This is a genomic window from Paenibacillus dauci (assembly GCF_000971985.1).
In the GTDB taxonomy this organism is placed as follows: Bacteria; Bacillota; Bacilli; order Paenibacillales; family Paenibacillaceae; genus Saccharibacillus; species Saccharibacillus dauci.
On the sequence record NZ_LAQQ01000005.1, the window covers coordinates 491,727 to 517,162 of the forward strand.

At 44.8% G+C, this 25,436-nt stretch carries 25 protein-coding genes; all 25 read right to left on the minus strand.

Annotated features, from left to right (window positions below; all coding sequences use genetic code 11):
- Positions 1-24 precede the first annotated feature (24 nt).
- The 25 genes from fliY to WH46_RS20030 all read right to left on the minus strand — a co-directional run bounded on the left by fliY (position 25) and on the right by WH46_RS20030 (position 25,401).
- Positions 25-1,332 (minus strand): flagellar motor switch phosphatase FliY, encoded by a 1,308-nt coding sequence (fliY, locus tag WH46_RS19910; RefSeq protein ID WP_017813686.1) that lies wholly within the window; start codon positions 1,330-1,332, stop codon positions 25-27.
- The gene (gene fliM, locus WH46_RS19915; RefSeq protein ID WP_017813685.1) at positions 1,322-2,320 is read right to left on the minus strand and encodes a flagellar motor switch protein FliM; all 999 of its coding nucleotides are present in this window, start codon (positions 2,318-2,320) and stop codon (positions 1,322-1,324) included. The genes fliY and fliM overlap by 11 nt, the downstream gene beginning before the upstream one ends.
- A gap of 66 nt (positions 2,321-2,386) precedes the next feature.
- Entirely contained in the window at positions 2,387-2,869 is a 483-nt protein-coding gene (locus WH46_RS19920; RefSeq protein WP_017813684.1) for a flagellar basal body-associated FliL family protein, read from the minus strand.
- A complete protein-coding gene (locus tag WH46_RS19925) occupies positions 2,866-3,090 on the minus strand; it encodes a flagellar FlbD family protein (protein ID WP_017813683.1) in 225 nt (74 codons plus the stop codon). The genes WH46_RS19920 and WH46_RS19925 overlap by 4 nt, the downstream gene beginning before the upstream one ends.
- A 74-nt stretch (positions 3,091-3,164) precedes the next feature.
- Positions 3,165-3,983, minus strand: a complete 819-nt coding sequence (gene flgG / locus WH46_RS19930; protein ID WP_017813682.1) for a flagellar basal body rod protein FlgG — start codon at positions 3,981-3,983, stop codon at positions 3,165-3,167.
- A 96-nt stretch (positions 3,984-4,079) separates the two neighbouring features.
- A complete protein-coding gene (locus tag WH46_RS19935; protein ID WP_017813681.1) occupies positions 4,080-4,460 on the minus strand; it encodes a TIGR02530 family flagellar biosynthesis protein in 381 nt (126 codons plus the stop codon).
- On the minus strand, positions 4,457-5,242 hold the full coding sequence (locus tag WH46_RS19940; RefSeq protein ID WP_052714309.1) for a flagellar hook capping FlgD N-terminal domain-containing protein: 786 nt from the start codon (positions 5,240-5,242) through the stop codon (positions 4,457-4,459). The genes WH46_RS19935 and WH46_RS19940 overlap by 4 nt, the downstream gene beginning before the upstream one ends.
- A 22-nt stretch (positions 5,243-5,264) precedes the next feature.
- A complete protein-coding gene (locus tag WH46_RS19945; RefSeq protein ID WP_046228038.1) occupies positions 5,265-6,695 on the minus strand; it encodes a flagellar hook-length control protein FliK in 1,431 nt (476 codons plus the stop codon).
- Between the two features lie 100 nt (positions 6,696-6,795).
- Positions 6,796-7,752: a MotE family protein gene (locus WH46_RS19950; protein WP_046228039.1), complete on the minus strand. Its 957-nt coding sequence runs from the start codon at positions 7,750-7,752 to the stop codon at positions 6,796-6,798.
- A 108-nt stretch (positions 7,753-7,860) separates the two neighbouring features.
- Entirely contained in the window at positions 7,861-8,304 is a 444-nt protein-coding gene (gene fliJ, locus WH46_RS19955) for a flagellar export protein FliJ (RefSeq protein WP_017813677.1), read from the minus strand.
- A 6-nt stretch (positions 8,305-8,310) separates the two neighbouring features.
- Positions 8,311-9,630, minus strand: a complete 1,320-nt coding sequence (gene fliI / locus WH46_RS19960; protein WP_046228040.1) for a flagellar protein export ATPase FliI — start codon at positions 9,628-9,630, stop codon at positions 8,311-8,313.
- The gene (locus WH46_RS19965) at positions 9,623-10,471 is read right to left on the minus strand and encodes a FliH/SctL family protein (RefSeq protein WP_017813675.1); all 849 of its coding nucleotides are present in this window, start codon (positions 10,469-10,471) and stop codon (positions 9,623-9,625) included. The genes fliI and WH46_RS19965 overlap by 8 nt, the downstream gene beginning before the upstream one ends.
- On the minus strand, positions 10,464-11,477 hold the full coding sequence (fliG, locus tag WH46_RS19970; protein ID WP_017813674.1) for a flagellar motor switch protein FliG: 1,014 nt from the start codon (positions 11,475-11,477) through the stop codon (positions 10,464-10,466). The genes WH46_RS19965 and fliG overlap by 8 nt, the downstream gene beginning before the upstream one ends.
- Before the next feature lie 13 nt (positions 11,478-11,490).
- Entirely contained in the window at positions 11,491-13,092 is a 1,602-nt protein-coding gene (gene fliF / locus WH46_RS19975; protein WP_046228041.1) for a flagellar basal-body MS-ring/collar protein FliF, read from the minus strand.
- 45 nt (positions 13,093-13,137) lie between these two features.
- Complete coding sequence (gene fliE, locus WH46_RS19980) at positions 13,138-13,452, minus strand: flagellar hook-basal body complex protein FliE (protein ID WP_017813672.1); 315 nt, start codon at positions 13,450-13,452, stop codon at positions 13,138-13,140.
- A gap of 30 nt (positions 13,453-13,482) precedes the next feature.
- Positions 13,483-13,932, minus strand: a complete 450-nt coding sequence (flgC, locus tag WH46_RS19985) for a flagellar basal body rod protein FlgC (RefSeq protein WP_046228042.1) — start codon at positions 13,930-13,932, stop codon at positions 13,483-13,485.
- 2 nt (positions 13,933-13,934) lie between these two features.
- Entirely contained in the window at positions 13,935-14,348 is a 414-nt protein-coding gene (flgB, locus tag WH46_RS19990) for a flagellar basal body rod protein FlgB (protein WP_017813670.1), read from the minus strand.
- An 865-nt stretch (positions 14,349-15,213) separates the two neighbouring features.
- Entirely contained in the window at positions 15,214-16,623 is a 1,410-nt protein-coding gene (gene hslU, locus WH46_RS19995) for an ATP-dependent protease ATPase subunit HslU (protein ID WP_046228043.1), read from the minus strand.
- Positions 16,624-16,709: 86 nt separating this feature from the next.
- Complete coding sequence (gene hslV, locus WH46_RS20000; RefSeq protein ID WP_017813668.1) at positions 16,710-17,252, minus strand: ATP-dependent protease subunit HslV; 543 nt, start codon at positions 17,250-17,252, stop codon at positions 16,710-16,712.
- A gap of 136 nt (positions 17,253-17,388) precedes the next feature.
- Entirely contained in the window at positions 17,389-18,738 is a 1,350-nt protein-coding gene (gene trmFO, locus WH46_RS20005) for an FADH(2)-oxidizing methylenetetrahydrofolate--tRNA-(uracil(54)-C(5))-methyltransferase TrmFO (protein ID WP_046228044.1), read from the minus strand.
- Positions 18,739-18,954: 216 nt separating this feature from the next.
- Entirely contained in the window at positions 18,955-21,060 is a 2,106-nt protein-coding gene (gene topA / locus WH46_RS20010; protein ID WP_046228045.1) for a type I DNA topoisomerase, read from the minus strand.
- Between the two features lie 41 nt (positions 21,061-21,101).
- Positions 21,102-22,244: a DNA-processing protein DprA gene (gene dprA / locus WH46_RS20015; protein ID WP_046228046.1), complete on the minus strand. Its 1,143-nt coding sequence runs from the start codon at positions 22,242-22,244 to the stop codon at positions 21,102-21,104.
- A gap of 251 nt (positions 22,245-22,495) precedes the next feature.
- Complete coding sequence (gene sucD, locus WH46_RS20020) at positions 22,496-23,425, minus strand: succinate--CoA ligase subunit alpha (RefSeq protein ID WP_017813664.1); 930 nt, start codon at positions 23,423-23,425, stop codon at positions 22,496-22,498.
- A 46-nt stretch (positions 23,426-23,471) separates the two neighbouring features.
- Positions 23,472-24,629: an ADP-forming succinate--CoA ligase subunit beta gene (gene sucC, locus WH46_RS20025; RefSeq protein WP_046228047.1), complete on the minus strand. Its 1,158-nt coding sequence runs from the start codon at positions 24,627-24,629 to the stop codon at positions 23,472-23,474.
- A gap of 289 nt (positions 24,630-24,918) precedes the next feature.
- The gene (locus WH46_RS20030) at positions 24,919-25,401 is read right to left on the minus strand and encodes a MarR family winged helix-turn-helix transcriptional regulator (RefSeq protein ID WP_046228048.1); all 483 of its coding nucleotides are present in this window, start codon (positions 25,399-25,401) and stop codon (positions 24,919-24,921) included.
- Between the last annotated feature and the right edge of the window lie 35 nt (positions 25,402-25,436).

Consider the following 25,436-nt stretch of genomic DNA (forward strand, 5'->3'; position numbering starts at 1 on the left):
TTTAAAATCCTCCCTGAGTGATCATTATTGTATTTTTTGAATTCGGTCCCACTGGCTTACGATATCTGTGACACGGACACCAAAGTTTTCATCAATAACAACAACTTCGCCTTTGGCGATCAATTTGTTGTTAACCAGAATGTCTACTGGTTCCCCTGCCAATTTGTCCAGTTCGATAATGGCTCCCTGGGACAATTCGAGTATATCCTTAATTTGCCGTTGGGTCCTTCCTAATTCTACGGTGACTTTGAGTGGAATGTCCATCAATAAGTTCAAATTATTTTCATCCAGGTTAGGAGCTGCTCCTGCGCCGAAGTTAGCAAATTGAACAGGTTGGACATTAACCTCTCTGCCTGCCGGTGCGCCATAATGCTGTGGTGCCTGCGGATATGGCTGAGGCGGCATACCGTAACCCGGAGGATACGGATATGGAGGATACTGCGGATACGGCTGATCTGGCATGCCATACGGTGGTTGTTGACCGTAAGCTGGCATTCCCTGCGGCGGCATCATAGGAGGCGCTGCAGGCTGTTCAGGAGCTTGTTGCGGAGGCATTGCTGCCTGCGGTGCTGCTGCCTGTGGAGGCGCTACGGGAGCCGCTGGTGCACTTGCAGCAGGTTGCTCAGGTGCTGCTTCTTCTCCACCATTGATCAGAATATCTACCATATACTTAGCAAATTCTACAGTGATCAGCTGCATAATAGTGGAATCAATCAAATCCCCTATCAGTAAGCGGAAAGAGATTTTGATGAGTGTCTCTTCGGCTGGCAGCATGCTGACACCTTGATCATTGCTTACGTCCAGGATATCAATTCCTGGTGGTGAGATATTAACAAAACGGTTGAAGATGGTGGACATCGAAGTTGCAGATGAACCCATCATCTGGTTCATGGCTTCCTGTACGGCGCTGACATGAATTTCATTCAACTCTTCGTCCTTTGGATGGCCTTCACCTCCGAGCATCAAGTCCGCGATCACCTGAGCATCCCGTGTCTGGATAACAAGGGAATTGATTCCCTGGAATCCATCCACATACTCTACGTGAACCGCTACATGCGGCTTAGGAAATTCATTTTCAAATTCAGTACGGGTTATAATACCTACCTGAGGAGTCGTAATATCAACTTTTTGTCCCAGCAGGGTAGATAACGCAGTCGCTGCACTACCAAATGTAATATTCCCGATTTCTCCAAGGGCATCCTGTTCCAGCGGAGTCAGAAAATCATCTACACTCTTACCCGCCGTTCCGGATGCTGCGCTGTCATCATCACCGGACGACTGCTTGAGCAAAGCGTCAATCTCTTCCTGTGACAAATAATCTTTACTCGTCAACTTCTTCCACTCCTTCACTGACGATCTCGTCAATCTGAACGGCTACCCGGTCTCTTACCATACCCGGGCTTCCTATAAATTTGAGCTGATTGCCTACTTTTATGGATAGTGAATCATGTACTGGCTTATTGAGCGAGATAACATCTCCTACCGACAAACTCAAAAACTCTTGAATCGATAATCGGGAATCGCCCAGTTCGGCAATGATTGGCAGTTGCGCACGGTTCACACGGTGCTCCAGCGCTGCTACTTCTTCAGGTGCCGGTTCTTTTTTCTGAGAAACGAACCAGTGATGTGCCGACAGCTTCGGCATTACAGGTTCAATAACTACGTGCGGAATACAGAGGTTAATCATCCCTGTCGTATCGCCAATTTTAGTACTTAGCGAGATCAGGGCAATTGTCTCATTGGGAGATACCAGTGACATAAATTGCGGGTTAGTCTCCAGCGCTTCCATACGTGGTGACAGATCAATAACAGTCTTCCACGCTTCCTGCAGGCTCTCGAACGTTCGACTGAACACACGCTCGATGATCGTTGTCTCAATCTCAGTCAGTGCGTTGATTTTGGAAGGTGCTGCCCCTGTGCCACCAAGCAGGCGATCCAGCATGGCAAAAGCAATATTCGGATGAACTTCCAGTACCATCCGGCCTTCCAAGGGCTCCGCTTCAAAAATATTCAAAATCGTCATTTTGGGAATAGAACGTATAAATTCATCATAAGGAAGCTGCTCAACCTGAACGACGCTAATCTGTACAAAAGTACGAAGCTGTGCCGAGAAATAAGTAGTCAGGTAACGCGCAAAATTCTCATGAATCCGGGTCAAGCTCCGGATATGATCTTTTGAAAAACGGACAGCCCGTTTAAAATCGTATACTCTGACCTTTTTCTGAGTATCTTCCTTTTTAAGTTCCTCCGCATCCATTTCCCCGGAAGAAAGTGCCGCTAAAAGGGCATCTATCTCTCCTTGGGATAATACATCTACCATAATCTCACCCCCTTACGATTGTAAATTGATTTATTGTTAAGATTAGGTTGATTCCAGCTTTCTCTATTAAATGGAACTTACGATGCGGTCGGATACTTGTACGTCGATCAGCTTGCCACCTTCGGCAGGCAATGCACTGTTGATCAATTTAAGCAGTTTGGCATCCAACTGGTCAATGCCTTTGGCACTGTTGAGCTCATCCGGATTGGTATCTGCCAGTGTTCTGACAATAATCGGCTTGATTTTGAGATCTTTGATCAGATCAAACCCTGCTTTGGCTTCTTCATCAGCCAGTTGAAACGAGAAGCTGATTTTTACTACATAAGAAGGATCTGCCAGGTTGGTAGTCATATCTGTGATGTCTGATGATACAGCGGCAATCTCGGTTGCTGTCATACTCTCCAACTTGGCTTTCTCGGCCGCCGCGGCTTCGGCAGCAGTCGTTGGTTTTTTGTCCCCAAAAACATTTCCCATCAGGAAAAATGCGACAACACCAATCAAACCCAGTGCCAATACCCCGCTGATTATCCAGGGTAGTAACTTTTTCATTCCAATTCCTCCATATGCTGCACCTTAATTGTTCCAGTAAGTGTGCCTATACTTTTGTTGTATTCTTGAACCAGACTCGTCACTTTTGCCGCCTTTTCCAATACAATCATACGCTTACCTGTAATTAATGTGATGTAGGTATCAGGCGTTTCTTCCACCATTTCAATTAGCAGGGCATTAACCCACATGGGGGAACCGTTAAGCCGCGTGACAGGGATCATATTACCCCTCCTTGAATGTTACTTGCTATTTAAGAAGAGGGAGAAGATATTATTCCTCCCTCTAGCTGTCTAGATTATCGTTTCAGGTTTACAACTTCCTGCAGAATTTCATCAGAAGTTGTAATGATACGGGAGTTCGCCTGGAAACCACGCTGTGCAACGATCATCTCGGTAAATTCACCTGTCAGATCGACGTTGGACATTTCCAGCTGACCTGCTACGATCGCGCCTGTACCATTCGCTGGATCTGCAGCATTTACCAGTTCAATCGTGCCATCTGGATTGGCGTTAGGAGTTACACGGTACAAACTTCCACCAATTTTCTCTAGACCACCCGGGTTTATTACTTTTGCAACTCCCAGCTGAGGACCAGCAGCAGTTGTTCCATCAGCCATCGTATACAGCAAAGTACCATTGTTCTGGATACTGAATGATACCGCACCTTCATCGATCTGAATTGGAGCTCCACCATTATCGACTACAAATGCACCATCCGAAGTAACCAACTGACGGGAAGCATCCACATGGAAGTCACCGGCACGTGTGAGGTAAGGAACTTCTTGATCTGCAGAAAGCTTGATTGCGAAGAATCCATCGCCATCGATACGCAGGTCTGTCGGGTTATTCGTAGTCTGTGCACTACCAGCCAGATGAAGAGTATCAATGGAGGAAGTTTTCACACCCAGACCTACCTGTTGAGCATTCACACCGCCGCTCTCGCCTTCTGTTGGAGCCGTTACGCCTTTGGTTGTCTGGCTAAGGATATCCTGGAACATAACACGGGAGCTTTTAAAACCTGTTGTATTTACGTTTGCGATGTTGTTACCGATGACGTCCAGTTTAGTTTGAAAACCTTTCATACCTGACACGCCGGAATACATGGATCTTAACATTAATATTTCCTCCTAATGAATACATAATGTGATGGTTGAGACTGCGTCAGTCGGTCGGCAGTCTCCTGGCTCTCCATTACTGGTCCGGCCAGAGAATTAGATAATTACAGCACTATCAATTTGAGTAAATACATTATCTTTCATTGAGTTGCCATCCATGGCGGTAACAACGGTCCTATTAGGCACATTGACGATAAGAGCGACATTGTTTTGCATCAAGATCAGGGAATCTTTGGAGCCTTTAGCAGCAGCTTTATCAATAGCCTGATTCAAGCTGTTCATTTGTTCCTTGCTGAATTCAATTCCTCTTTGTTCCAGACGTTTGGAGGCGTGATTGCTGAACTTTAGCAGGTTCTGATCAAGAATGTTTTGAAATTCATTGGGTTTGGAACCTGATGTGGTATTCTTGCTGCGTCCTAGCAATCCGGAATTGATATTGGACGGATACAGCTGGCCTACCTGGATCGGGCCGCTCATGACACTGCAGCCTCTGAATCTGCTGCTGTAGTACTTTCTTCAGTGGCACTACTTTCCGCATCCGTTGTAGATGAAGCAGGTACTGACGGTGCTTGTTCTGCAGCTGGCTGTGCAGTGCTGGTTGTTTCTTCCGCAGCGGCTGCCGGTTGTGCAGGTGTATCATTTGAAGATGTAGTATCTGTGTTGCTCTCGCTAGCAGGTACTGTAATTGGGCTTTCAGTTGCCGTAGGTGCTGTTGTACTGGCTGGTGTCGTAGAGTCCGGTGTAGCTGCAGCCGTATCTGCTGCGGTACTTGCTGCAGGTTTTGTTTCAGCTGCTTTGGCGGTCGCTGGCTCTACTTTGGCAATCAAAGTGAGTGGAACTGCGTCTGCGCCTACCTGTGCGTACTGTACTCCACCTTTCATTACGATACCTTCTACAACGCCTGTTTCGTAAGTGGATGTCTTCTCGCCTGTCTTGCTGTCTGTTTTTTCATTCAACCAGGTGACCTTCTTGCCAATCAGTTCTGAAGAAGCCCCTAATGATGTATCGACAGATCCCTTCAAATTATCAAGCTTTTCTCCGATTTTTGTTAATTGTGTCAGTGAGGAGAATTGAGCCATCTGAGCGATAAACTGTGAATTGTCCATTGGTGACATAGGATCCTGGTTTTTTAATTGAGCAACCAGCAGAGCCATAAACTGATCTTGTCCCAATTCGGACTTTTGTGTAGCTGCGGCCGTTTTTACATTACTTGCAGAATAATTGGGCCATGTGTTCGATGTGGAAATCAAATTCGGCAAAACATTCACCTCTATTTCCTAATTATGCTTTTGCTACGTAAGTGCTGCCGTAAGGCGTTCTGTTGGCACCTCGCATGTTCACTCGCTCTTCACGCCATTCGTTTAGTTCATTACCAAGTTCTGCTGCAAGAACAGCATCACCATTTTGTTCTTCTTTGGATTTGGAACGACGACCCGATTGTTGTTGATCCGAACCTGACTGGAATCCTTGCCCTCCATTATACATATCGGATTGCATCGAAGAACTTTGAGTAACTTCGAGTTTTTCGACTTGAAGTCCCTGTGCCTGAAGCGCTGAACGAAGCTGTGCCATTTGCTGCTCCAACATATCTTTGGCTCCATGTTTTTCAGTAATGAATTGAGCCATCAGCTGTCCATCCTGAATGGTGATCTTCACATCAACCTGTCCCAGATGTTCAGGATTCAAGATGATTTTGGCTTCGGATACACCGTTTAATTGCTGAACATCAAATTTGCTTACGATGAATTTGCCCATTTCCTGAGAAAAGTTCTGAGCATTCATTGTAGGTGGTGGTGCAGTCGTTGTCAGTGGAGCGGCATCTGCTTTCATAGCCAGCTGTCCAGCTGTTACGATAATGGGTTCCTGATGCTGTGTCTGACTGGTAACCGGCTCTACACTCTCAGCTGTATTTTCGGTCTGTGCTATAGTCGTACTGGCTGCTGCTGTTGTATCCTGTACAGCTATAGTCTGAAACGGATTATTGGACTGCTGTTGCTGATTACCACCTTGCCCGCTACCCGATTGACCCATTGTCGATTCACCGGATTGCTGCAATACGTTCTGAAGATTATTTAGCAGTTGTTCCAGCTTCGGATCTGCCTGCTGACTTCCACTCTGAACCGTCTGCAGTTTGTCAACGACCTGTGATACCGCATCTGCTACTGCAAAACGCAGTGTCTCGGGCTGCTGTGCAATGGCTGGCAGTGCAGCTGTCAATGGCTGCTGAGCTGTCTGTTGGCCAGTGACTACCGGTTCCCCACCTTCTGTTCCTTGCTGCTGTGATTCACCGTCTCCGGATAATACCTGTTGAACCTGAACCAGCCATGCCTGTAGTGATTGCATTAGAGCAGGATCATTAACAATAGAAGCATCCATATCTTCCAGCTTCCCAAGCAGATCTTCCATTAATTTGCCGACTTTCTCAACTTGCTCTCCCTGCGTCCCTCCTGTGTTGTCTTGCTCACCGGAAATGACTTGTTGAAGCATCTCCAGTAGCGAAGCAGCAGAACCAATAATTCCTGCAGAAACCTGACCGGCAGTAGTGACATTTGCAGCTGTACCTGCTGTACCCGCGGAACCCATAACGTACGTCAGTGCCTGATTGAATCCTGCCCCTGTCGCACCCGTTGTTCCTGCAGCCGAAGCTGCTCCCGGTGTCTTAGCTGTTGCTGCTGTTGTGGTTGTTGTTGTGTTTTGAAGTATCATACTCATATATTATCACCTCCAGGAGAGCAAATTTTAATAAGAAGGACTTCCTGCTTATGACTGTTTTCGATAGAATAGGAAATGATTCCGATACCTCCTAGTGAGGTTAATTCGCCATTAACCGATTGAGAATCTGTGCAGTTCCTGTTGGATCTTCGGTAGACATTGCCGATAGCACACTGGCTCTTGTTGAATCGTCCATTGTATTCAGAACCTGTAGTACTTTACTCTGACTTACTTTAGCTGTTTGGAGAAGCAAGGATGCAGCGCTATTGGCCGGCATTGTTGTAAATGTTTGTGCAAGTGCTTCATTATCCAGCTTGGAACCGGCTGGTGCTTTCGCATTTTGTGCACTACCGGTTTTGGTCTGCAGAGCAGCCAAACTTGCTGAAGTTGCATTTTTCAAAGCAAGCGACGTATCTGCTGCAACTTTGGGATCCATTTTCTGCAAAATGCTAGCCTGATCCTGTGAATTCATTTTACTGAAGATTAGTACCTGTTCATCTGTAGTCATATTCTGCATAATTGCTGCTGCTTTGGAAGCACTCATATCGGAATAGACATTCGCCAGATTTTTCAACTGCTTATCCTGCTCTGTTGGTGTAGTCACGGTGTTGGTCGTACCCGTTGGTGCTGTACCAGCTGCAGGTGTAGTTGCTGTACCATTTGTTGCCGTGCCTGTTGTCGCTCCGGCAGTTCCCGGAGTCTGGGTTTTCATTTGATCTTGCAGCTTCTTAAGCTCTGCTGCCTGTGTAGCTTGTGCTTTTTTGGATTCATCCAGCTGCTGCTTTAATTGGTCGACAGTTGCTGCATTACTTTCATTTTGATTGGATGCCACATCTGTGCTATTACCTTTATCGGCAGATGGGACCCAATTTTTCACTATAGGAATTTTGTCCAGTGTCTGAAACATGCTAGCCCGCAAATTTGTATTGAACAGCATTACGATTGCGCCTACTAATACGAGGGTAAACAGAATTGGAGTAGCGATAAAAAGCAACCTTCCAAGTCCACCGGACTCCTTTTCCATATCGGTATCCAAATCCAGATTTTTCTTCGCCACGGTAATCCTCCTTGAGCAAAAACATCCTTCATTATTCCCTTTTACTGATAAAGTAAACCGTTTACATTCTCAGTGTTCGGGTGCTGCCTTGATGGCTCAGAGGGCGTTCTATCTCGATTGCATTGCAAATCGTACAGTCGCCATCTCATCCAGTGCATTTTGCTCACGCAGCATATGTTCCTGCATGAATTTTGCTTTTGCTTTGTCTTTGGCTTGAAGCCATACTTTTTCATCGACCATTTTCTCGGTTAAATGAAGCTTTTTGTGTTCAACATCAACTTGTGCACGATGAACATCCGCTATTTTTTTGGCAACGCATTGATCCAGATATGCAATATAACGCTGCATATCCTGTAAATCCGATATAGGAGCACACTGTTCAATCGCTTGATTGATCGCTTCCAGTGTACGGTTCTGATCTTCCAGTAACTGATCCAGTGATTGTTCCTGTGCCTGCAACTCACCCAATGCTGTCGACAAAAGCCATTCTGCCTGGTTTTTAGCACTTGATTTGATATCTACAACCTTTTGAAAGTTATACTGGAAATTCATTACTCATCAGCTCCTCACAAATTCGGAAATCATCTGCTCTTGCGCATCACTCAGTGTCGTTTTCTCATGCACCTTTTGTTTCGTAAAATTCCAGACATCCTTGATCCGTTCGATGGCTTCATCAATATCCGGACTGGAGCCCCTCTGGTAGGCACCAATATTAATTAAATCTTCGGATTCTTTATATATAGACATCAGACGCTTCATATTATTGGCTGCATCTGTCTGATCTTCAGTTACGATATCTTTCATTACCCGGCTAATACTGGCAAGTACATCGATGGCTGGAAATTGTCCCTTGTTGGCAATTGCACGATTCAGTACGATATGACCATCCAGAATACCACGTACGGCATCCGCTATAGGCTCATTCATATCATCCCCGTCTACCAGTACAGTATAAAATGCTGTAATAGAACCATTAGGGCCTGTACCTGCACGCTCCAGCAGCTTGGGCAATCCGGCAAATACGGAAGGCGTATAACCGCGCATTGCAGGCGGTTCGCCTACAGCAAGACCAATCTCACGCTGAGCCATCGCATACCGGGTAACCGAATCCATCATAAACATCACATTCATACCACGATCCCTGAAATATTCGGCTATAGTAGTAGCAATCAGGGCTCCCTTGAGCCGGATAAGTGCCGGTTGATCGGAGGTCGCTACAATAACAACAGAACGCTGCAATCCTTCGGGACCCAGATCCCGCTCAATAAAGTCACGTACCTCACGTCCGCGCTCTCCAATAAGAGCAATAACGTTGACGTCAGCTTCGGTATTCCGGGCAATCATGCCCATCAGCGTACTTTTACCAACACCCGAACCAGCGAAGATACCTACCCGTTGTCCCTTGCCAATCGTTAGCAGTCCATCAATGGCGCGTACACCCACGCTCATTGGATCCTGGACTCTTGGCCGAGTCATCGGGTTAGGCGGCGTATTAAAGGTAGAATAGTGAGTCATGCGTGCCGGAAGGAGTGAGCCATCCAAAGGTTGTCCAAGACCGTCCAGTACTTTTCCAAGCAATTCAGAGCCTACCTGTACGGTCAGCGGCTTGCCGGTACCGACCACATCACACCCTGGTCCGATAGACTGAAGCTCTCCCAAAGGCATTAGTAAAACTTTGTTATCCCGGAAACCGACTACTTCAGCCCGAAGAGGATCGGCTCCCTTGGTAGGATAGATGTAACATAACTCTCCGATGCTGGCATCAGGTCCTTCGGATTCTACCATCAGTCCGATAACCTGTGTTACTTTGCCATTGATCCGGACCGGATCAAGCTGTTTTATATATTCCAGATAACGACCAGCATTCAGATCAGACATTTGTATTCCCCCGCTCTTCATCGTGAAGTGCCAAACGAAGAAGTTCTTTTTTCAGCTCTGCCAGCTGGGTATCTACGCGAGCATCCACACTACCAAATGCAGAGCGGATTACACAGCCACGGTCACGAACAGTAGCATCCGGAAGAATCTGAAGTTCAGCCTGTGAATCGATAGCCAGGACCAGTTCTTCTCTTGCCGTATGAATAAAGTCGAATTGGGACGGGTTCACACAAAGTGTGATAAGTCCTTGTTCCCGCTTGCGGGCAAGTGTCTTTTTAATGAGCGAAAGGACCAGTTCCTGCTGATCAGCCAGTTCTCGATCAATTACTTTTTCAGCAATTCCACAGCTAAGATTTACAAGGAATGGTTCTGCTTCCTGAATAATTTGTTCTTTGGCTTCGTATGCTTGAGACAACACGATCTGAGCTTCTTGCATCATTTCATTAACGCGCTGTTGCATCTCAGTCTCTGCACGTTGCTGTCCTTCCTCATAGCCTTCCTGGAACGCTTGAGCCTTTACTGCTTCTATAAGATGCTCGTCCTGCTCACGCCGTTCATCCCACCAGGAGGCAATCATTTCCTGAGCATTCTGAAGGATACGCTCTGCCTCTTCGGCAGCTTCCCGTACCTGACGTTCTGCAAATTCACGAGCATCTGCAAGCATTTGTTCTTTTAGTAAAACGGTTTGTTCATCGATCCGCGGCTGGTCATATACAATATGCGGAACCTGCTGATGAGAACCAGCCGCCAGATCCATAGGTCTGAAATGTTCTTTGTTCAGATCCAGTTTTTTGAGAATTTCAACCGGAATATACTGGGATGATTTTATCAAATTAGACAATGATATCATCTCCTCCGCCACGAGCTATGATGATTTCTCCGGATTCTTCTAGTCTACGGATAATTCCTACGATACGACTTTGTGCTTCCTCTACATCTTTCAAACGTACAGGACCCATAAATTCCATTTCTTCCTTGAATGTATCAGCCATACGTTTGGACATATTTCCAAATACAGCTTCGCGTACTTCTTCGCTGGCCACTTTGAGCGCCAGTTGTAGATCTGCGTTTTCCAGATCGCGAATAATACGTTGAATCGAACGGTTGTCCACATTGACAATATCTTCGAAAACGAACATCCGCTTTTTGATTTCTTCTGCCAATTCCGGATCTTGAATTTCCAGGGAATCGAGAATGGTTCTTTCTGTACCACGATCGACACCATTCAGAATCTGTACGATCGATTCGATACCACCTGCATTTGTATAATCCTGCGTCACTGTAGAAGAAAGTTTCTGCTCCAATACACGTTCGATCTGGGCGATGATTTCTGGTGAAGTACTATCCATAACGGCGACTCTGCGTGCAACTTCAGCTTGTTTTTCCTGTGGAAGCGAAGACAGAATCGAAGCTGCCTGCTCAAATTGCAAATAAGATAATACAAGTGCAATCGTCTGTGGATTCTCATTCTGGATAAAGTTTAGAATCTGACTTGGATCTGCCTTGCGAGCAAAGTCGAAAGGTCGAACCTGAAGAGTAGCTGTCAGACGATTAATAACTTCGAGTGCTTTATTTTCACCGAGTGCTTTTTCCAGGATTTCCTTGGCGTAATTAATACCGCCCTGGGAAATGTATTCCTGTGCCAGACAAATCTGGTGGAACTCGGAAATAATGGTGTCTTTATCGCTACTGTCTACTTTACGCACATTGGCGATTTCCAATGTAAGCTGTTCAATCTCTTCATCACGTAGGTGTTTAAATATTTGAGCAGATACTTCGGGACCCAGGGCAACCAATAAAATGGCTGCCTTTTGCCGTCCGCTCAGTGGAGCTGTCCCCTTTGCCAATCCCGTTCACCTCTTATTCGTCAGCGAGCCATGTACGCAGCAGGTTTACGAATTCGTCCGGTTTCTTTTTCGCCAGTGATTCGAGCTGTTTGCGTACCTGACTATCATTGGTCAAGTTATCCAAACTAATAGAAGGAAGTTCTGTAACTGGAGGAAGCATAATATCTTCTCCCATTTCTTCAGCCAGCTGCTGCTGTTTACGACGACGATAAATGATAAATCCGATAATACCCAGTACCAGAGCTGCTGCTGCACCGATGATCCAGTTCATGTTGGAAGCGAAGAATCCTTCATCTGTTGTTTCATTAGTAGCAAATGCTTGTGAAATAACATTTACTTTGGCTGTAAGAATGGCATCGTTAGCTGGATAGTTGACTCCATTCTCTGCAAGTGAAGCTCTTACTATACTTTCCAACATAGTTTGAATTCGTTTATTCAAATCCTCTTGTGCAGTAACATCCAAATTAGGATTAGGCTCAATTGCTACAGTAATCGCAAGATCTTGTACATGATAAGGGCTGTCTGCAATTTCATTATGAATCCGGTTAACTTCATAATTAGTGGTACTTTGAGATTTTTCGGATTCGTTATTACCGGCGGAAGATCCACCTGGATAAGTTGGAGTATCAGTACTGCCTGTTCCGGCTACGCCGCTGTCAGGAGTGCTTGTACCTGTGTAGGATTCCTGGATTTCTTGGGCGCTGATCTCGATGCCCTTCATGTTTTCTTCATCTACAGGTTCTACAAGGTCTTCTTTGGATGTTTTCTGATCGAAGTTCAATGTGGAATTTACAAGAACATTGACCCGTTCAGGTCCTACCAGTCTGGCCAAGAATTGTCTTACGTTATTCTCTACGTCAGACTCGTATTTCTTTTGTAAAGCCATATTGTCCTGCACTGCACCGATCAGATTACCTACTCTGCCACCTTTGACTGTGGAGACCAGTTCACTACCATCTGTACCATTGGTAATTGTAATATTTTCAATTGGAAGACGGGGTACTGCTGTACTTACAAGGTTAAAATAACCGTCAATCGCTTCCTGTGTAAGGCGGACTCCCGGTTTAAACTGCATCACTACAGATGCTGTAGCTGTATCCTGATCTTCTGTAGCAGCAAAGAGGCTTTCTTCAGGAAGATTAATCAACACTTTGGCATTTTCAACACCGTTCATATTGCGAAGCAGTTGAGATACTTCACCGTTTAAAGCATTGTTGTATTTTACGTTGAATTCATTATCCGTCATACCGATAGCGGAAGAACTTGTGTTAAATTCACTGAAACCGATCGAACCGTTCTCGATCAGTCCCTGAGACCCTACGGCAACTTTTGCCTGGGCTGCACTTTCAGTTGGTACGGAAATACTTTTGCCGTCCTGGCTTAACTGATACGGTATCCCTTGTCCAGTCAAGTATTCCATAACTGCCGCGGAATCCGCAGCATCCAGGTCCTGAAAAGCTACCTCGTACTCTGTTTTGGAAAACTGTATCGTTAGTACTACAATCGCAATGATGATAAAGGCCAAGGTTGATAACAGTAGTATTTTCTGGTTTTTGTTGAATTTTCTCCAGTATTGGACAATTTTATCTCTATACTGGGCAACTCTCTCATTCACAACGTCACCCCATTCGAAACTTTGCTATGAAACATATCAACCATCTTATAACTGTGTACGCATGATTTCTTGGTAAGCTTCAATCGCTTTATTTCGAACCTGAGCCGTCAACTGCAGACTGAGCATTGACTTCTCTGAAGCGATCATCATTTGATCGACATCGATTTTACCTACCAGAAACTGGTCATTCATTTTGTGTACTTGTTGTTCTTGTGCTCCCACCTGGCTAATTGCATCCTGCAGGTAAGAACCAAACTGTTCCATAGCCTGTCCCGGCGTTTCCTGTACCTGTGCAGCTCCCGAGGTCATTTGCAGCGGTGAAGCAGCGGACATTCCATTAAACATTGTGTTTTCTATCATTAATTACCCCTCCTTCCAATTTTTCACTCATTATTTACCAATTTGTAAAGCCTTGGTAATCATTGCCTTTGAGGCATTTAATGCGGTTACGTTAGCTTCATATGAACGCGAAGCTGATATCATGTCCACCATTTCTTTTAGAGTATCGACATTTGGCATTTTCACATATCCGTTTTTGTCAGCATCCGGATGTGTTGGGTTGAATACAAGTTTAAATGGTTCTTTATCTTCCTGAATCGCTACCGCTTTTACACCATTCACACCATTATTGCCGTTCATTGCCGAATTCAATGCATCCGCAAAACCTGGCTTGTTTGTGGAAAGTACGACTTCTTTACGACGGTAAGGAACCGCTTCGCCATTCTCGATCTTGGCTCTTGTCGTCTCGGCATTCGCGATATTGGAGGATACGACGTCCATCCGCAGCCGCTGAGCTGTTAGTGCTGAAGCACTGATATCAAAACTGTTGCTAATTTTCATGATTACGCTCCTCCGCCCTGTATTGCAGTACGCATCATTTTGATCTGGTGATTAACTTGTTCGAGGTAAGCACTATAGCGAAGCTGATTTTCAGCCAGGCTGGTCATTTCGGAATCCATATCTACGTTGTTAAGATTGTTATTCATCACTGTGCTGTTATCCGAGGTAATCATGGCCTGAGGAACATCGCCGGTAGAGCCGATTTGGAAATGACGGGGATTGGTAGTTGTACCATGGATAGATCCGTCTGTTCCATCCATCTGTGCTTGGAGCATGTTTTCAAAAGAAACGTCGGAACGTTTGAAGTAAGGTGTATCTGCATTGGCAATGTTGTTGGTGATTACTTGTTGTCTCAGGTTAGAAGCATTAATAGCACCTTCCAATCTGCGAAATCCCACATCATTCAGCAAATTCACTCACGTCACCTCTTTCAGTCTGTAATTATATTCTGAAATATGAAATTCAATCTCATATTTTTTCATTTCGTACCTTCATTCGACAAACGTTGCATTTTATCGTTTGGTTTACTACATTTCTGCGTCATATTTCCTAATGATTTAATACCATAAGTTTCCTAGAGAACCGATTATAACACAATGAGAATAAAGGACTATCTTTTAGCGTATGTGCTCGTATTTTGTCAATTTTTAAATAATTTTTGCCAATTAATATAAGTATTATGACAATTATAGCAGATATTAGTATCAATTAGTTGGGTTTAATGCATTTTAATGGTAATTTTAATCAATGATTTTGACTATAGTATTGGAGGAAGGATGATACCCAGGACAGTAGTTTCGTCCTGAAAAAATGGCTTTAAATCTTGATTTTTCCATTATCAGTCATAATTCATGTACCCTATAGCCTAGTGCGGATTACTTACTAGTAGCTGATTTATGGCGATCAAAGTAGCGAACACTTCTATTTTCTGGAAAAAGTTCGACTTTTGCTAATCTGAACGTTCTCAGTTCTGGTTTTTATGAGGCCATTTGCGCATTTACGCAAATGCAATTATCATAACGTAAACTTTGTAAAAATGCTATCCCTATTTCCTTATTACCATTTGATACGCACTCATTGTTATATCGGATTACCTTTTGTAATCGTGTAGTTGTTTTTGTTATATTCATCATACAATTTTCGCACTTATGAAAACATAGGAAAAAGGCGTTGAACTTGTAAAACAAGCCCCCCACCTTTTTCCTAAAAAACGGTATTATTATTCCAGCCTATTCCTAGACGTCCATCTATTGGCTGATTTTAATAAGGATAATAGACAAATCAGAGAATATACTGGCTTAAATCCCGATCCTGAGCAATATCCTTCAGTTTCTCCTGTACATACTGCGGTGTGATAACAAACTGTTCCAGCGTCAATTCAGGAGCCTCAAATGAAAGATCTTCAAGCAGTTTCTCCATAATGGTATGCAAACGACGTGCTCCAATATTCTCGGTATTCTGATTGACTGTAGCTGCAATACCGGCAATCTCCTCGATAGCCCCTTCGGCAAACTCCAATTCAATGTTCTCGGAACGCAGCAGATGAGTATACTGCTGGGTCAGAGCATTTTTGGGTTCTTTTAAAATGCTGACAAAGTCTTCAAGCGTTAGACTCTCCAGTTCTACCCGGATCGGGAAACGTCCTTGGAGCTCAGGAATCAGATCAGAAGGTTTGGCCGTATGGAAAGCTCCGGCAGCCATAAACAGGATATAATCGGTTTTGACAGCCCCATATTTGGTCATTACAGTGGAACCCTCTACAATTGGCAGGATATCGCGCTGTACGCCTTCTCTGGATACATCAGGACCCGATCCACGGCCGGCACTAGCGACTTTATCAATCTCGTCAATAAAAATGATTCCGGTCTGCTCTGCACGGCGCAGCGATTCCTGGGTAACATCATCCATATCCAGCAGCTTATTAGCTTCCTGTTGCGTCAGTACTTTACGTGCTTCCTTGATCGGCAGTTTGCGCTTTTTCATCCGCTTTGGTAAAAAGCTTCCTAGCATCTCCTGCATATTCATGCCCATTTGATCATTACCTTGACCCATGAACATATCCATCATATTAGGTGTGCTGTCTTCCACTTCCACCTCAATAATTTGCTCTTCAAGCTTACCCGACAAAAGTTCAAACCGTACCTGACGACGCTTCTCCTGAATAGAGGAATCATCGGTATGATGTTCCACTGGCTCTTCCGGCTGATTATTATTGCCTCCAAACAGCATTTCAAAAGGATTGCGCTGCATTTTGGATTTGCTGGCCGATGGAACCAATATACGTACAATACGTTCATTGGCTGCTTCTTCGGCTTTGTCTTTCACTTGTTCGGTGCGTTCGAGCTTCACCATACGGATCGCTGTCTCTACCAGATCACGTACCATGGATTCCACGTCACGCCCTACATAACCGACCTCCGTAAACTTGGTAGCCTCCACTTTGATAAATGGTGCATGTACCAGCTTGGCAAGTCTGCGGGCAATTTCTGTTTTACCTACACCAGTAGGACCAATCATCAGAATATTTTTGGGTACAATCTCATCCTGTACGTCTTCCTCCAACAGGCTGCGGCGATAACGATTACGAAGTGCGACAGCTACAGACTTTTTAGCCTTTTTCTGTCCGACAATATACTTATCCAATTCAGCCACAATCTGTCTCGGTGTCAATGCATTATGATCATTATTCATCTTGTTCCCTCCGTATCCATAAATTCAGAAACAAAAACCGGCGCGTACCGCCCCTGCAAGTAGAGTACGGACCGCACCGGCCAGGCTCACAATTCTTCTACGATGATATTATTGTTGGTATATACACAGATCTCGGCAGCAATGTTCAGGGAAGCTTCAACGATATCCTTGGCTTCAAGATCCTTGGCATGACGCTTGAGCGCGCGTGCTGCCGACAAAGCAAAATTGCCGCCGGAACCAATCGCAATCACATCATCGTCCGGCTCGATAATTTCGCCGCCACCAGAAATAAGCAGAATACCGCTTTTATCCATAACGATCAGCAGCGCTTCCAGTTTGCGAAGCACACGATCGGAACGCCACTCCTTGGCAAGCTCGACTGCCGCACGCTGAAGATTGCCATGATGCTCCTCCAGCTTGGCTTCAAACTTCTCAAATAGTGTAATTGCATCCGCAACCGAACCTGCGAATCCAGCAAGTACCTGACCACGATAAAGGCGGCGAATTTTCTTGGCATGCTGTTTCATAATTACATTTTGTCCAAAAGTCACCTGTCCATCACCGGCAATTGCAGCTTTCCCATTGTGACGTACAGCACATATGGTCGTTGCGTGAAATGAGAGATCCATCGTTTCCCCTCCTGTTCATTGTTTGTCCATATTTTCTGACTGTAAGGCTGACTTGGTCTGTAGCACATGAATACAACAGACTGTATTCATGTTAAAAGCATCCATCATGCTCTTAACAGGATCTTCAGCTATTCATTTATTCTGCTGGAGTCGGTTCTTGTTCTTGCACTGTTTCTTCCAGCTGGAAAAATTGTCTGATACTATCCAGCGCCTGCTGGGCAAGCATTTCATTTTTCTCTTTTTTGTTACGGATTTTCTTTTCCGGCTTTGGCAGAAGACCAAAATTGGCATTCATAGGCTGGAAGTGATCGGGATCAGCATGCGTAATATAATATGCCATACTGCCCAATGTGCTTTCTTGCGGCAGTTGAATCAATTCTTCACCTTTGGCCAGACGGGCTGCATTCATTCCCGCAATCATACCGGATGCTGCAGATTCGACATAGCCTTCTACTCCAGTCATTTGACCCGCAAAGAAGATACGCGGCTGACTTTTCAGTTGGTAGGTTGGCTCCAGCAGACGCGGAGAGTTAATAAAGGTATTACGATGCATTACACCATAACGAACAAATTCTGCATTTTCCAAACCTGGAATCATGGAAAATACCCGGCGCTGCTCTCCCCATTTCAAATGCGTCTGGAATCCTACCATGTTGTAGAGCGTACCTGCTGCATTATCCTGACGCAGTTGTACAACAGCGTAAGGAAGTTCTCCTGTATGCGGATTAACCAGTCCTACAGGCTTCATAGGGCCGAACAAAGCCGTCTGCTTACCACGTCTCATCATAATCTCTATAGGCATACAGCCTTCAAAATAAATCTCTTTTTCAAACTCTTTGAGCTGAGCTGTCTCTGCGCCTACCAATGCTTCGTAGAATGCATTAAATTCTTCTTCATTCATTGGACAGTTTAGATAAGCTGCTTCTCCTTTATCGTAACGGGAAGCCAGATATACTTTGCTCATGTCAATCGAATCTTTTTCGATAATGGGTGCTGCTGCATCATAGAAGTAGAAGTATTCTTCGCCCAGAAGAGACTGAATCTGCTGGGAAAGTGCAGGAGATGTTAAAGGGCCTGTCGCAATTACGACAATACCATCTGTTGGAATCTCCTGTACTTCTTCATTCAATACGGTTACCAGTGGATGATTATGCAAAGTAGATGTAATCTCTCCTGAGAATCCATCACGGTCTACTGCCAATGCACCGCCAGCCGGCACAGCATTACGATCTGCCGAACCGATAACAAGAGAGTTCAGCATACGCATTTCTTCTTTCATAACACCAACCGCATTTGCAAGTGTGTTGGATCGCAGTGAGTTACTGCACACCAATTCTGCAAACTGGTTAGTATGGTGCGCCGGTGTTTTTACGACTGGACGCATTTCATATAATGTTACCGGTATACCCTGACTGGCAATCTGCCATGCAGCCTCGCTACCTGCTAGTCCTGCACCGATCACGGTTACCTTTTGAAATTCTGACACTATTCAAAACCTCCTGCATATTACTGCTGTAAATAAACGAAAAGTATAATTCCTATTCGGAAAATAACAGAAACAAAGATATGATTCTTCATCATTTATTTAAAGCTTACTATCTATTAGTATACGCTAAACTGCCGCCAAATTCTAATGCCTGCAGAGCAGACAGTATGATTAGCAGCAGCATACGATATTTCTGTTACGCAGCAATCAAGCTTATTAATCGAGTTCGACTGCTTCGTTATCATTTTCTTCAACCATTTCGGTATGGTCACATTTTGTACATTGCAATTTGACGCCCTGTTTGTTCCGTTTCTCTACCATCATCGAGTTGCATACAGGACATGGTTTGAGAGAAGGACGATCCCAGGATACAAAATCGCACTCCGGATAACGATCACAACCATAGAACACACGACCTTTTTTACTGCGGCGTTCTACGACATGACCTTCATGACAGGTTGGACAAGGTACGCCGATATCTTTGATAATCGGTTTGGTATTCCGACAATCCGGGAATCCTGAACAAGCCAGAAACTTGCCAAATCGGCCCAGTTTGTATACCATATGCCGACCACATTTGTCACAAATCTCATCTGATACTTCGTCTTCAATCTCAATTTCCTTCATTTCTTCTTCCGCTACTTCAAGACGCTTCTCAAAGGACTGGTAGAAATCATGAAGTACCTGCACCCAATCTTCCTGTCCTTCTCCCACATGGTCAAGATCCTGCTCCATATGTGCCGTAAATTCGGGATCCAGAATTTCAGGGAAAAATTCTTCCATTTGTTCAATAATAAGTTCGCCCAGCTCAGTCGGCATGAACTTTTTCTCTTCAATCGCTACATATCCGCGCTTCTGAATTGTCTCCAGTGTAGGAGCATAGGTACTCGGACGTCCAATACCCAGTTCTTCCAGTGTTTTTACGAGACGAGCTTCTGTATAACGAGGCGGTGGCTGGGTGAAATGCTGCTTGGGTTCAACAGCTTCCTTTTGCAGCTTGTCGCCTTTGGCCAGTGGTGGCAAGAACTTTTCGCCTTCTTCTTTGCCATCGTCATTACCTTCCACATATACCTTCATAAAGCCGGGGAAGCGTACCTTGGAACCCGCTGCACGGAAATTCGCCGGCCCCGCTGTCACATCAACCGATAAAGTATCCAGTACTGCCGAAGCCATCTGACTCGCCGCAAAGCGTTCCCACACCAGCTTGTACAGACGGAACTGATCACGGCTCATATATTCTTTCACCGATTCGGGATCGCGTACCGCAGAGGTAGGACGGATCGCTTCGTGGGCATCCTGAGCATTGGCATTCTTTTTGGTATATTGACGGGGTTCTTCGGGAATAAAATCGGCACCGTAGCGGCCAGTGATATATTCACGAATCTCTTCCTGAGCAGAAACAGCAATACGTGTGGAATCTGTACGCATATAGGTGATCAAACCAACTGTACCTTCTTTGCCAAGATCAATTCCTTCATATAACTGCTGAGCCACAGACATCGTCTTGGCTGCGCGGAAGTTCAATTTGCGTGCAGCTTCCTGCTGCAGGGATGAGGTTGTAAATGGAGCTGCCGGATGGCGCAAACGTTCGCGTTCTTTGATCTCAGTTACTTCAAATGCCGCATCAGCAATTGCTGCCAGCACTTCATTCACGTCATCTTCACTATGAAGCTCTTTTTTCTCACCATTTAACTGGTTGAATTTCGCTTCAAAAGTAGTACCGTTGATCGTAAGCTGAGCGGTAATGCTCCAGTATTCTTCCGGTGTAAACTCCGAAATCTCGTTCTCACGGTCAATAATAATTTTTACAGCTACCGATTGTACACGTCCGGCAGACAGTCCCTTTTTAACTTTCTTCCATAATAGAGGACTGATTTTGTATCCTACCAGACGATCCAATATACGTCTCGCCTGTTGAGCATTTACAAGGTCCATATTAATCTGACGTGGTGTTTTGAAAGCATCCTTGACCGCCTGCTTGGTAATCTCATTAAATACAACGCGGCACATTTCGCCTTCTTGCACATCCAGTGCGTGAGCCAAATGCCAGGCGATTGCTTCTCCTTCGCGATCCGGGTCAGCCGCCAGATAGACTTTTTTCACTTTTTTTCGTGCATCTTTTAATTCTTTTAGAACGGAACCTTTACCACGAATCGTAATATACTTGGGATCAAAATCGTTCTCCACATCTACACCGATCTGACTTTTCGGCAGGTCGCGGACGTGACCCATTGACGCTTTGACAATAAATTTGCTGCCCAGGTATTTACCGATTGTCTTCGCTTTTGCTGGTGATTCTACAATCACTAGTGAATCTGCCATCAGGTTCGTCCCCCTTTCTGTTATTCTATCTATAATTCGTTTTATATTAAGGTGTATATTGCACCAGAGCGTTGACCGATCTGTTTTTTTATGATTAAAGATAACAGAACCGTATGCAAAAGTCCAAAATCAAACTTCGATTGTACTTGAAGTTCATCGATGTTTGCATCTCCCTGCTCCAATATAAGGTATATCGTTTTTTCATCTTCTGTCAAATAAGAAATATCTGACAATGCTGTTGAAGAGGGTTCAGGAACTGTGTCAGGATGTCCATTTTCTTCCTTTTTGTATGGTTTATCACACCAATTCAAAAGAATTGAATCATATTCTTTTGTAATATCATTGGCTTCGGTTACCAGAATAGCTCCTTGTTTGAGCAAGGCCAGTGTACCTTGACTCTTAGGAGAAGTCACGGGTCCCGGTACTGCGAAAACATCCCTATTGCTGTCCATCGCATAATCTGCAGTAATTAACGATCCGCTGCGTACATCTGCTTCAACGACTACAGAGCCGTGGGACAGACCGGCAATAATACGATTACGCTGCGGAAACAAGCCGGGAGACGATCGCGTCCCAATCGGATATTCGGATATAATCAATCCACGTTCGGCAATGGTATGATACAGCGAACGATTCTCTGGCGGATAAATAACATTAATGCCTGTGCCGAGTACTGCAATTGTATGACCGTGCTTTTGGAGCACTGCTTCATGACATACACTATCAATTCCTCTGGCCATACCACTTACTACGGTTATTCCGCGTTCTGCCATATCTCCAGCCAGCAGCTCTGCAACTTTGCGACCGTAGGCAGTTGGCACTCGGGTACCTACCATACCTATACAAAACGAAGAAAGTAATTCTTGTCTGCCTATCGTATATAGTACCCAGGGTGGTTGAGCGATTTCCTTCATTAATATGGGATACGCCTCATCCATAATAGTTATAATCGTTATTCCCTTCTCATGGTAAAGTGATAATCGCTCACGCACATATTCCTCCTGCAATTGGGCAGGAAGCGACTGTGCAACCTTATCCGGCATGCCCAATCTCCGCCAGCGTCCGGCATCCCAATCCGGCAGTTCGCGCAGATCCGCATGTTGCTGTAGTATATCATAGATTCTTTTCCAGCCAATACCGGCTGCCTCGTGTAATCCTATCAGTACAGAACGTTCATCCAACATTTGTTCCCATTCTCCTCTGTCAGGAGACAGACGTGACCATCTACTCCATTTAATCGTATGTTATTTAATATTGCAAGCGTTTACTCTCATATCTCCCGGATAACGCAAAGAAGCAACCCCTGTCTCTATATAGAGATTCAGAGGTTGCTTACCCTGTCACGAACGATATCCAATTACTGCTATTATAATGAAAAGAAAGACAGAAGTCTATCCCTGTTCAATAGCCGTTGTAATGGACAGTATTCATTGGATTAGTGAGTTGTGCATTCGCTCAACAAACCGCGCTCTTCCAGTACTTCTACCAGTGTAGAGCCCATTTCGGATGGCGTTGGAGCAACTTTGACACCGCAGGATTCCAGCTTGGCAATTTTCTCGGCAGCTGTACCTTTACCACCGGAAATGATAGCACCCGCATGACCCATACGTTTCCCTGGAGGCGCAGTAGCACCACCTATAAAGCCAACGACAGGTTTAGTCATATTTGCCTGAATCCACTCTGCCGCTTCTTCTTCTGCCGTACCGCCGATTTCTCCGATCATGATCACCGCGCGGGTATCCGGATCTTCATTGAACATTTTGAGAATGTCGATGAATTCGGAACCTTTGACAGGGTCACCACCAATACCTACAGCGGAAGACTGACCAATACCGCGTGTAGACAACTGATGTACGGCTTCATACGTCAGTGTACCACTGCGTGATACAACCCCTACATAACCCGGCTTGTGAATGTAACCTGGCATAATACCAATTTTACATTCGCCTGGTGTAATAACACCCGGGCAGTTAGGTCCGATCAATACGGTCTTTTTACCTTCCATATAACGGGCAACTTTGACCATATCGAGTACAGGAATACCTTCTGTAATACAGATAACGAGATCAAGATCCGCATCGACTGCTTCCATGATGGAATCGGCCGCAAATGCCGGTGGAACGTAGATAACACTCGCTGTAGCGCCTGTTTTCTCCTTGGCTTCAACAACCGTGTTAAATACCGGCAAACTCACTGTGGAACCGTCTTCCAGTGTAATATCCACATTGGTTCCACCCTTGCCTGGTGTTACTCCGCCAACCATTTGAGTGCCATAATCCAGGGCACCTTTGGTGTGAAATAATCCCGTTGAACCGGTGATACCTTGAGTGATCACTTTTGTGTGCTTATCTACAAGAATACTCATTGTCCAGTCACAGCTCCTATCACTTAATTTAGGTACTGGTGTTGTTTTATACCAGCGCTACGATCTTTTGCGCTCCATCTGCCATGGAGTCAGCAGCTACGATGTTCAATCCCGATTCAGCCAGAATCTGCTTGCCGAGATCAACGTTCGTACCTTCGAGTCTCACCACGAGTGGACGGTCCAGCCCAATTTGCTTGGCAGCTTCAACCACACCGTTGGCAATAACATCACAGCGCATAATTCCGCCGAATATATTAATGAAGATTCCTTTTACGTTTGGATCGGACAGGATGATTTTGAAGGCTTCAGTAACCTTCTCGGTTGTTGCACCGCCCCCTACGTCCAGGAAGTTGGCGGGTTCGCCGCCGTAGTATTTAATAATATCCATCGTTGCCATCGCCAGACCGGCACCATTGACCATACAGCCGATATTGCCGTCCAGAGCGATATAACTCAGGTCGTATTTGGAAGCTTCAATCTCTTTTTCATCTTCTTCTTCCAGATCACGCAGTTCTAGAATTTCCGGATGACGGAACAATGCGTTGGAATCAAAGTTCAGCTTGGCATCCAAAGCCATAACCTGTCCATCGCCTGTCACAACCAATGGGTTGATCTCAGCAATCGAGCAGTCTTTCTCAACAAATGCTTTGTACAAGGACAACATAAATTGAGCTGCTTTGTTCACCAGCTTAGTAGGAATGTTAATAGCATAAGCAAGTTTGCGGGCCTGGAAAGCTTGCAGACCTACAGCAGGATCAACCGCTTCACGGAAGATTTTTTCCGGTGTTTTCTCTGCTACTTCTTCGATCTCTGTTCCGCCTTCTTCAGAAGCCATTATGACCACTTTACCTGTAGCACGGTCGATAACTACCCCTATGTAATATTCTTTTTGAATATCACAGCCTTCTTCGATCAAGAGACGTTTGATTTCTTTGCCTTCCGGACCTGTCTGGTGGGTAACCAGTACTTTACCCAGTAGTTCCTGCGCATACGTACGAACTTCATCTACGCTTTTGGCTACTTTAACGCCTCCGGCTTTACCTCTACCGCCAGCGTGGATCTGTGCTTTGACTACACATACTGTGCTACCTAGAGATTGTGCTGCTTCTACGGCTTCTTCCACCGTAAAGGCTACTTTGCCCTCGGGCACTGCCACTCCATACTGTTTAAGTAATTGTTTTCCCTGATATTCATGGATATTCATCTGGTAAATCCTCCTATCGACATGAATGCATTCCGGTCATATTGCCCGGCAAATCAATAACCTTTGCTATTGTAACATGTTTTTAAAACGCTTTCCTTAAAAATTTTACCATTTTAATCCACGATATGGAGAAACTCATAAGGAAGTAATTGCCTATGCTTAATATATCATGTATGCGTTAACAAAGTAAAAAAATAAAAATCCCTTTTAGCAATTTCTGCTAAAAGGGATTTTAGAACCGTACATTACATATACTTGCCATCCTTTATTTACATATAAAGAAAAAGGATTATTTTTTGTTCGCTGCACCATTTACATTGGCTTGGTGAATATTTTGTAGCAGCTGTTTGAACTCCAGCAGCAGTTCATCCAGTTTATCCGTGTTAATACACGTTCTTTCTTTGATATCATCGGGAATCGATACTGCTTGTTGCTGCAAGCTCCAACCCGCTTCGGTCAATGTAATATGAACTTTACGTTCATCTTCTGTAGAACGCTTGCGAATAATAAGACCAGCTGCTTCAAGACGTTTGAGCAGTGGGGTAAGCGTACCGGAATCGAGATAAAGTGCATTACCCAATTCTTTCACTGTGCATTCCTGCTGTTCCCACAGAACGAGCATAACAAGATACTGTGAATACGTAAGACCAAGATGGTCCAGCAGCGGCTGGTACATTTTGGTCATCTCACGGGAAGAAGCATAAATCGCAAAGCAAAGCTGATTGTCCAGCTTAAGCTGGGGATGCGGATATTCCTGAGATTGAGTGTCCATTCTATAATCACCTGCTTTTATATAATGAGTATTCT

What these genes read in the sequence shown, in the direction of transcription:
- flgC (WP_046228042.1), bottom strand. Translation starts at nt 13,932, where the DNA reads ATGAAAATTAGCAACAGTTTTGATATCAGTGCTTCAGCACTAACAGCT.
- WH46_RS19935 (WP_017813681.1), bottom strand. Translation starts at nt 4,460, where the DNA reads ATGAGCGGCCCGATCCAGGTAGGCCAGCTGTATCCGTCCAATATCAAT.
- hslU (WP_046228043.1), bottom strand. Translation starts at nt 16,623, where the DNA reads ATGAATAATGATCATAATGCATTGACACCGAGACAGATTGTGGCTGAA.
- sucC (WP_046228047.1), bottom strand. Translation starts at nt 24,629, where the DNA reads ATGAATATCCATGAATATCAGGGAAAACAATTACTTAAACAGTATGGA.
- topA (WP_046228045.1), bottom strand. Translation starts at nt 21,060, where the DNA reads ATGGCAGATTCACTAGTGATTGTAGAATCACCAGCAAAAGCGAAGACA.
- fliM (WP_017813685.1), bottom strand. Translation starts at nt 2,320, where the DNA reads ATGGTAGATGTATTATCCCAAGGAGAGATAGATGCCCTTTTAGCGGCA.
- fliJ (WP_017813677.1), bottom strand. Translation starts at nt 8,304, where the DNA reads ATGAATTTCCAGTATAACTTTCAAAAGGTTGTAGATATCAAATCAAGT.
- fliI (WP_046228040.1), bottom strand. Translation starts at nt 9,630, where the DNA reads ATGTCTGATCTGAATGCTGGTCGTTATCTGGAATATATAAAACAGCTT.
- WH46_RS19925 (WP_017813683.1), bottom strand. Translation starts at nt 3,090, where the DNA reads ATGATCCCTGTCACGCGGCTTAACGGTTCCCCCATGTGGGTTAATGCC.
- sucD (WP_017813664.1), bottom strand. Translation starts at nt 23,425, where the DNA reads ATGAGTATTCTTGTAGATAAGCACACAAAAGTGATCACTCAAGGTATC.
- fliE (WP_017813672.1), bottom strand. Translation starts at nt 13,452, where the DNA reads ATGATAGAAAACACAATGTTTAATGGAATGTCCGCTGCTTCACCGCTG.
- dprA (WP_046228046.1), bottom strand. Translation starts at nt 22,244, where the DNA reads ATGTTGGATGAACGTTCTGTACTGATAGGATTACACGAGGCAGCCGGT.
- hslV (WP_017813668.1), bottom strand. Translation starts at nt 17,252, where the DNA reads ATGGATCTCTCATTTCACGCAACGACCATATGTGCTGTACGTCACAAT.
- flgG (WP_017813682.1), bottom strand. Translation starts at nt 3,983, where the DNA reads ATGTTAAGATCCATGTATTCCGGCGTGTCAGGTATGAAAGGTTTTCAA.
- WH46_RS19920 (WP_017813684.1), bottom strand. Translation starts at nt 2,869, where the DNA reads ATGAAAAAGTTACTACCCTGGATAATCAGCGGGGTATTGGCACTGGGT.
- WH46_RS19945 (WP_046228038.1), bottom strand. Translation starts at nt 6,695, where the DNA reads ATGAGTATGATACTTCAAAACACAACAACAACCACAACAGCAGCAACA.
- WH46_RS20030 (WP_046228048.1), bottom strand. Translation starts at nt 25,401, where the DNA reads ATGGACACTCAATCTCAGGAATATCCGCATCCCCAGCTTAAGCTGGAC.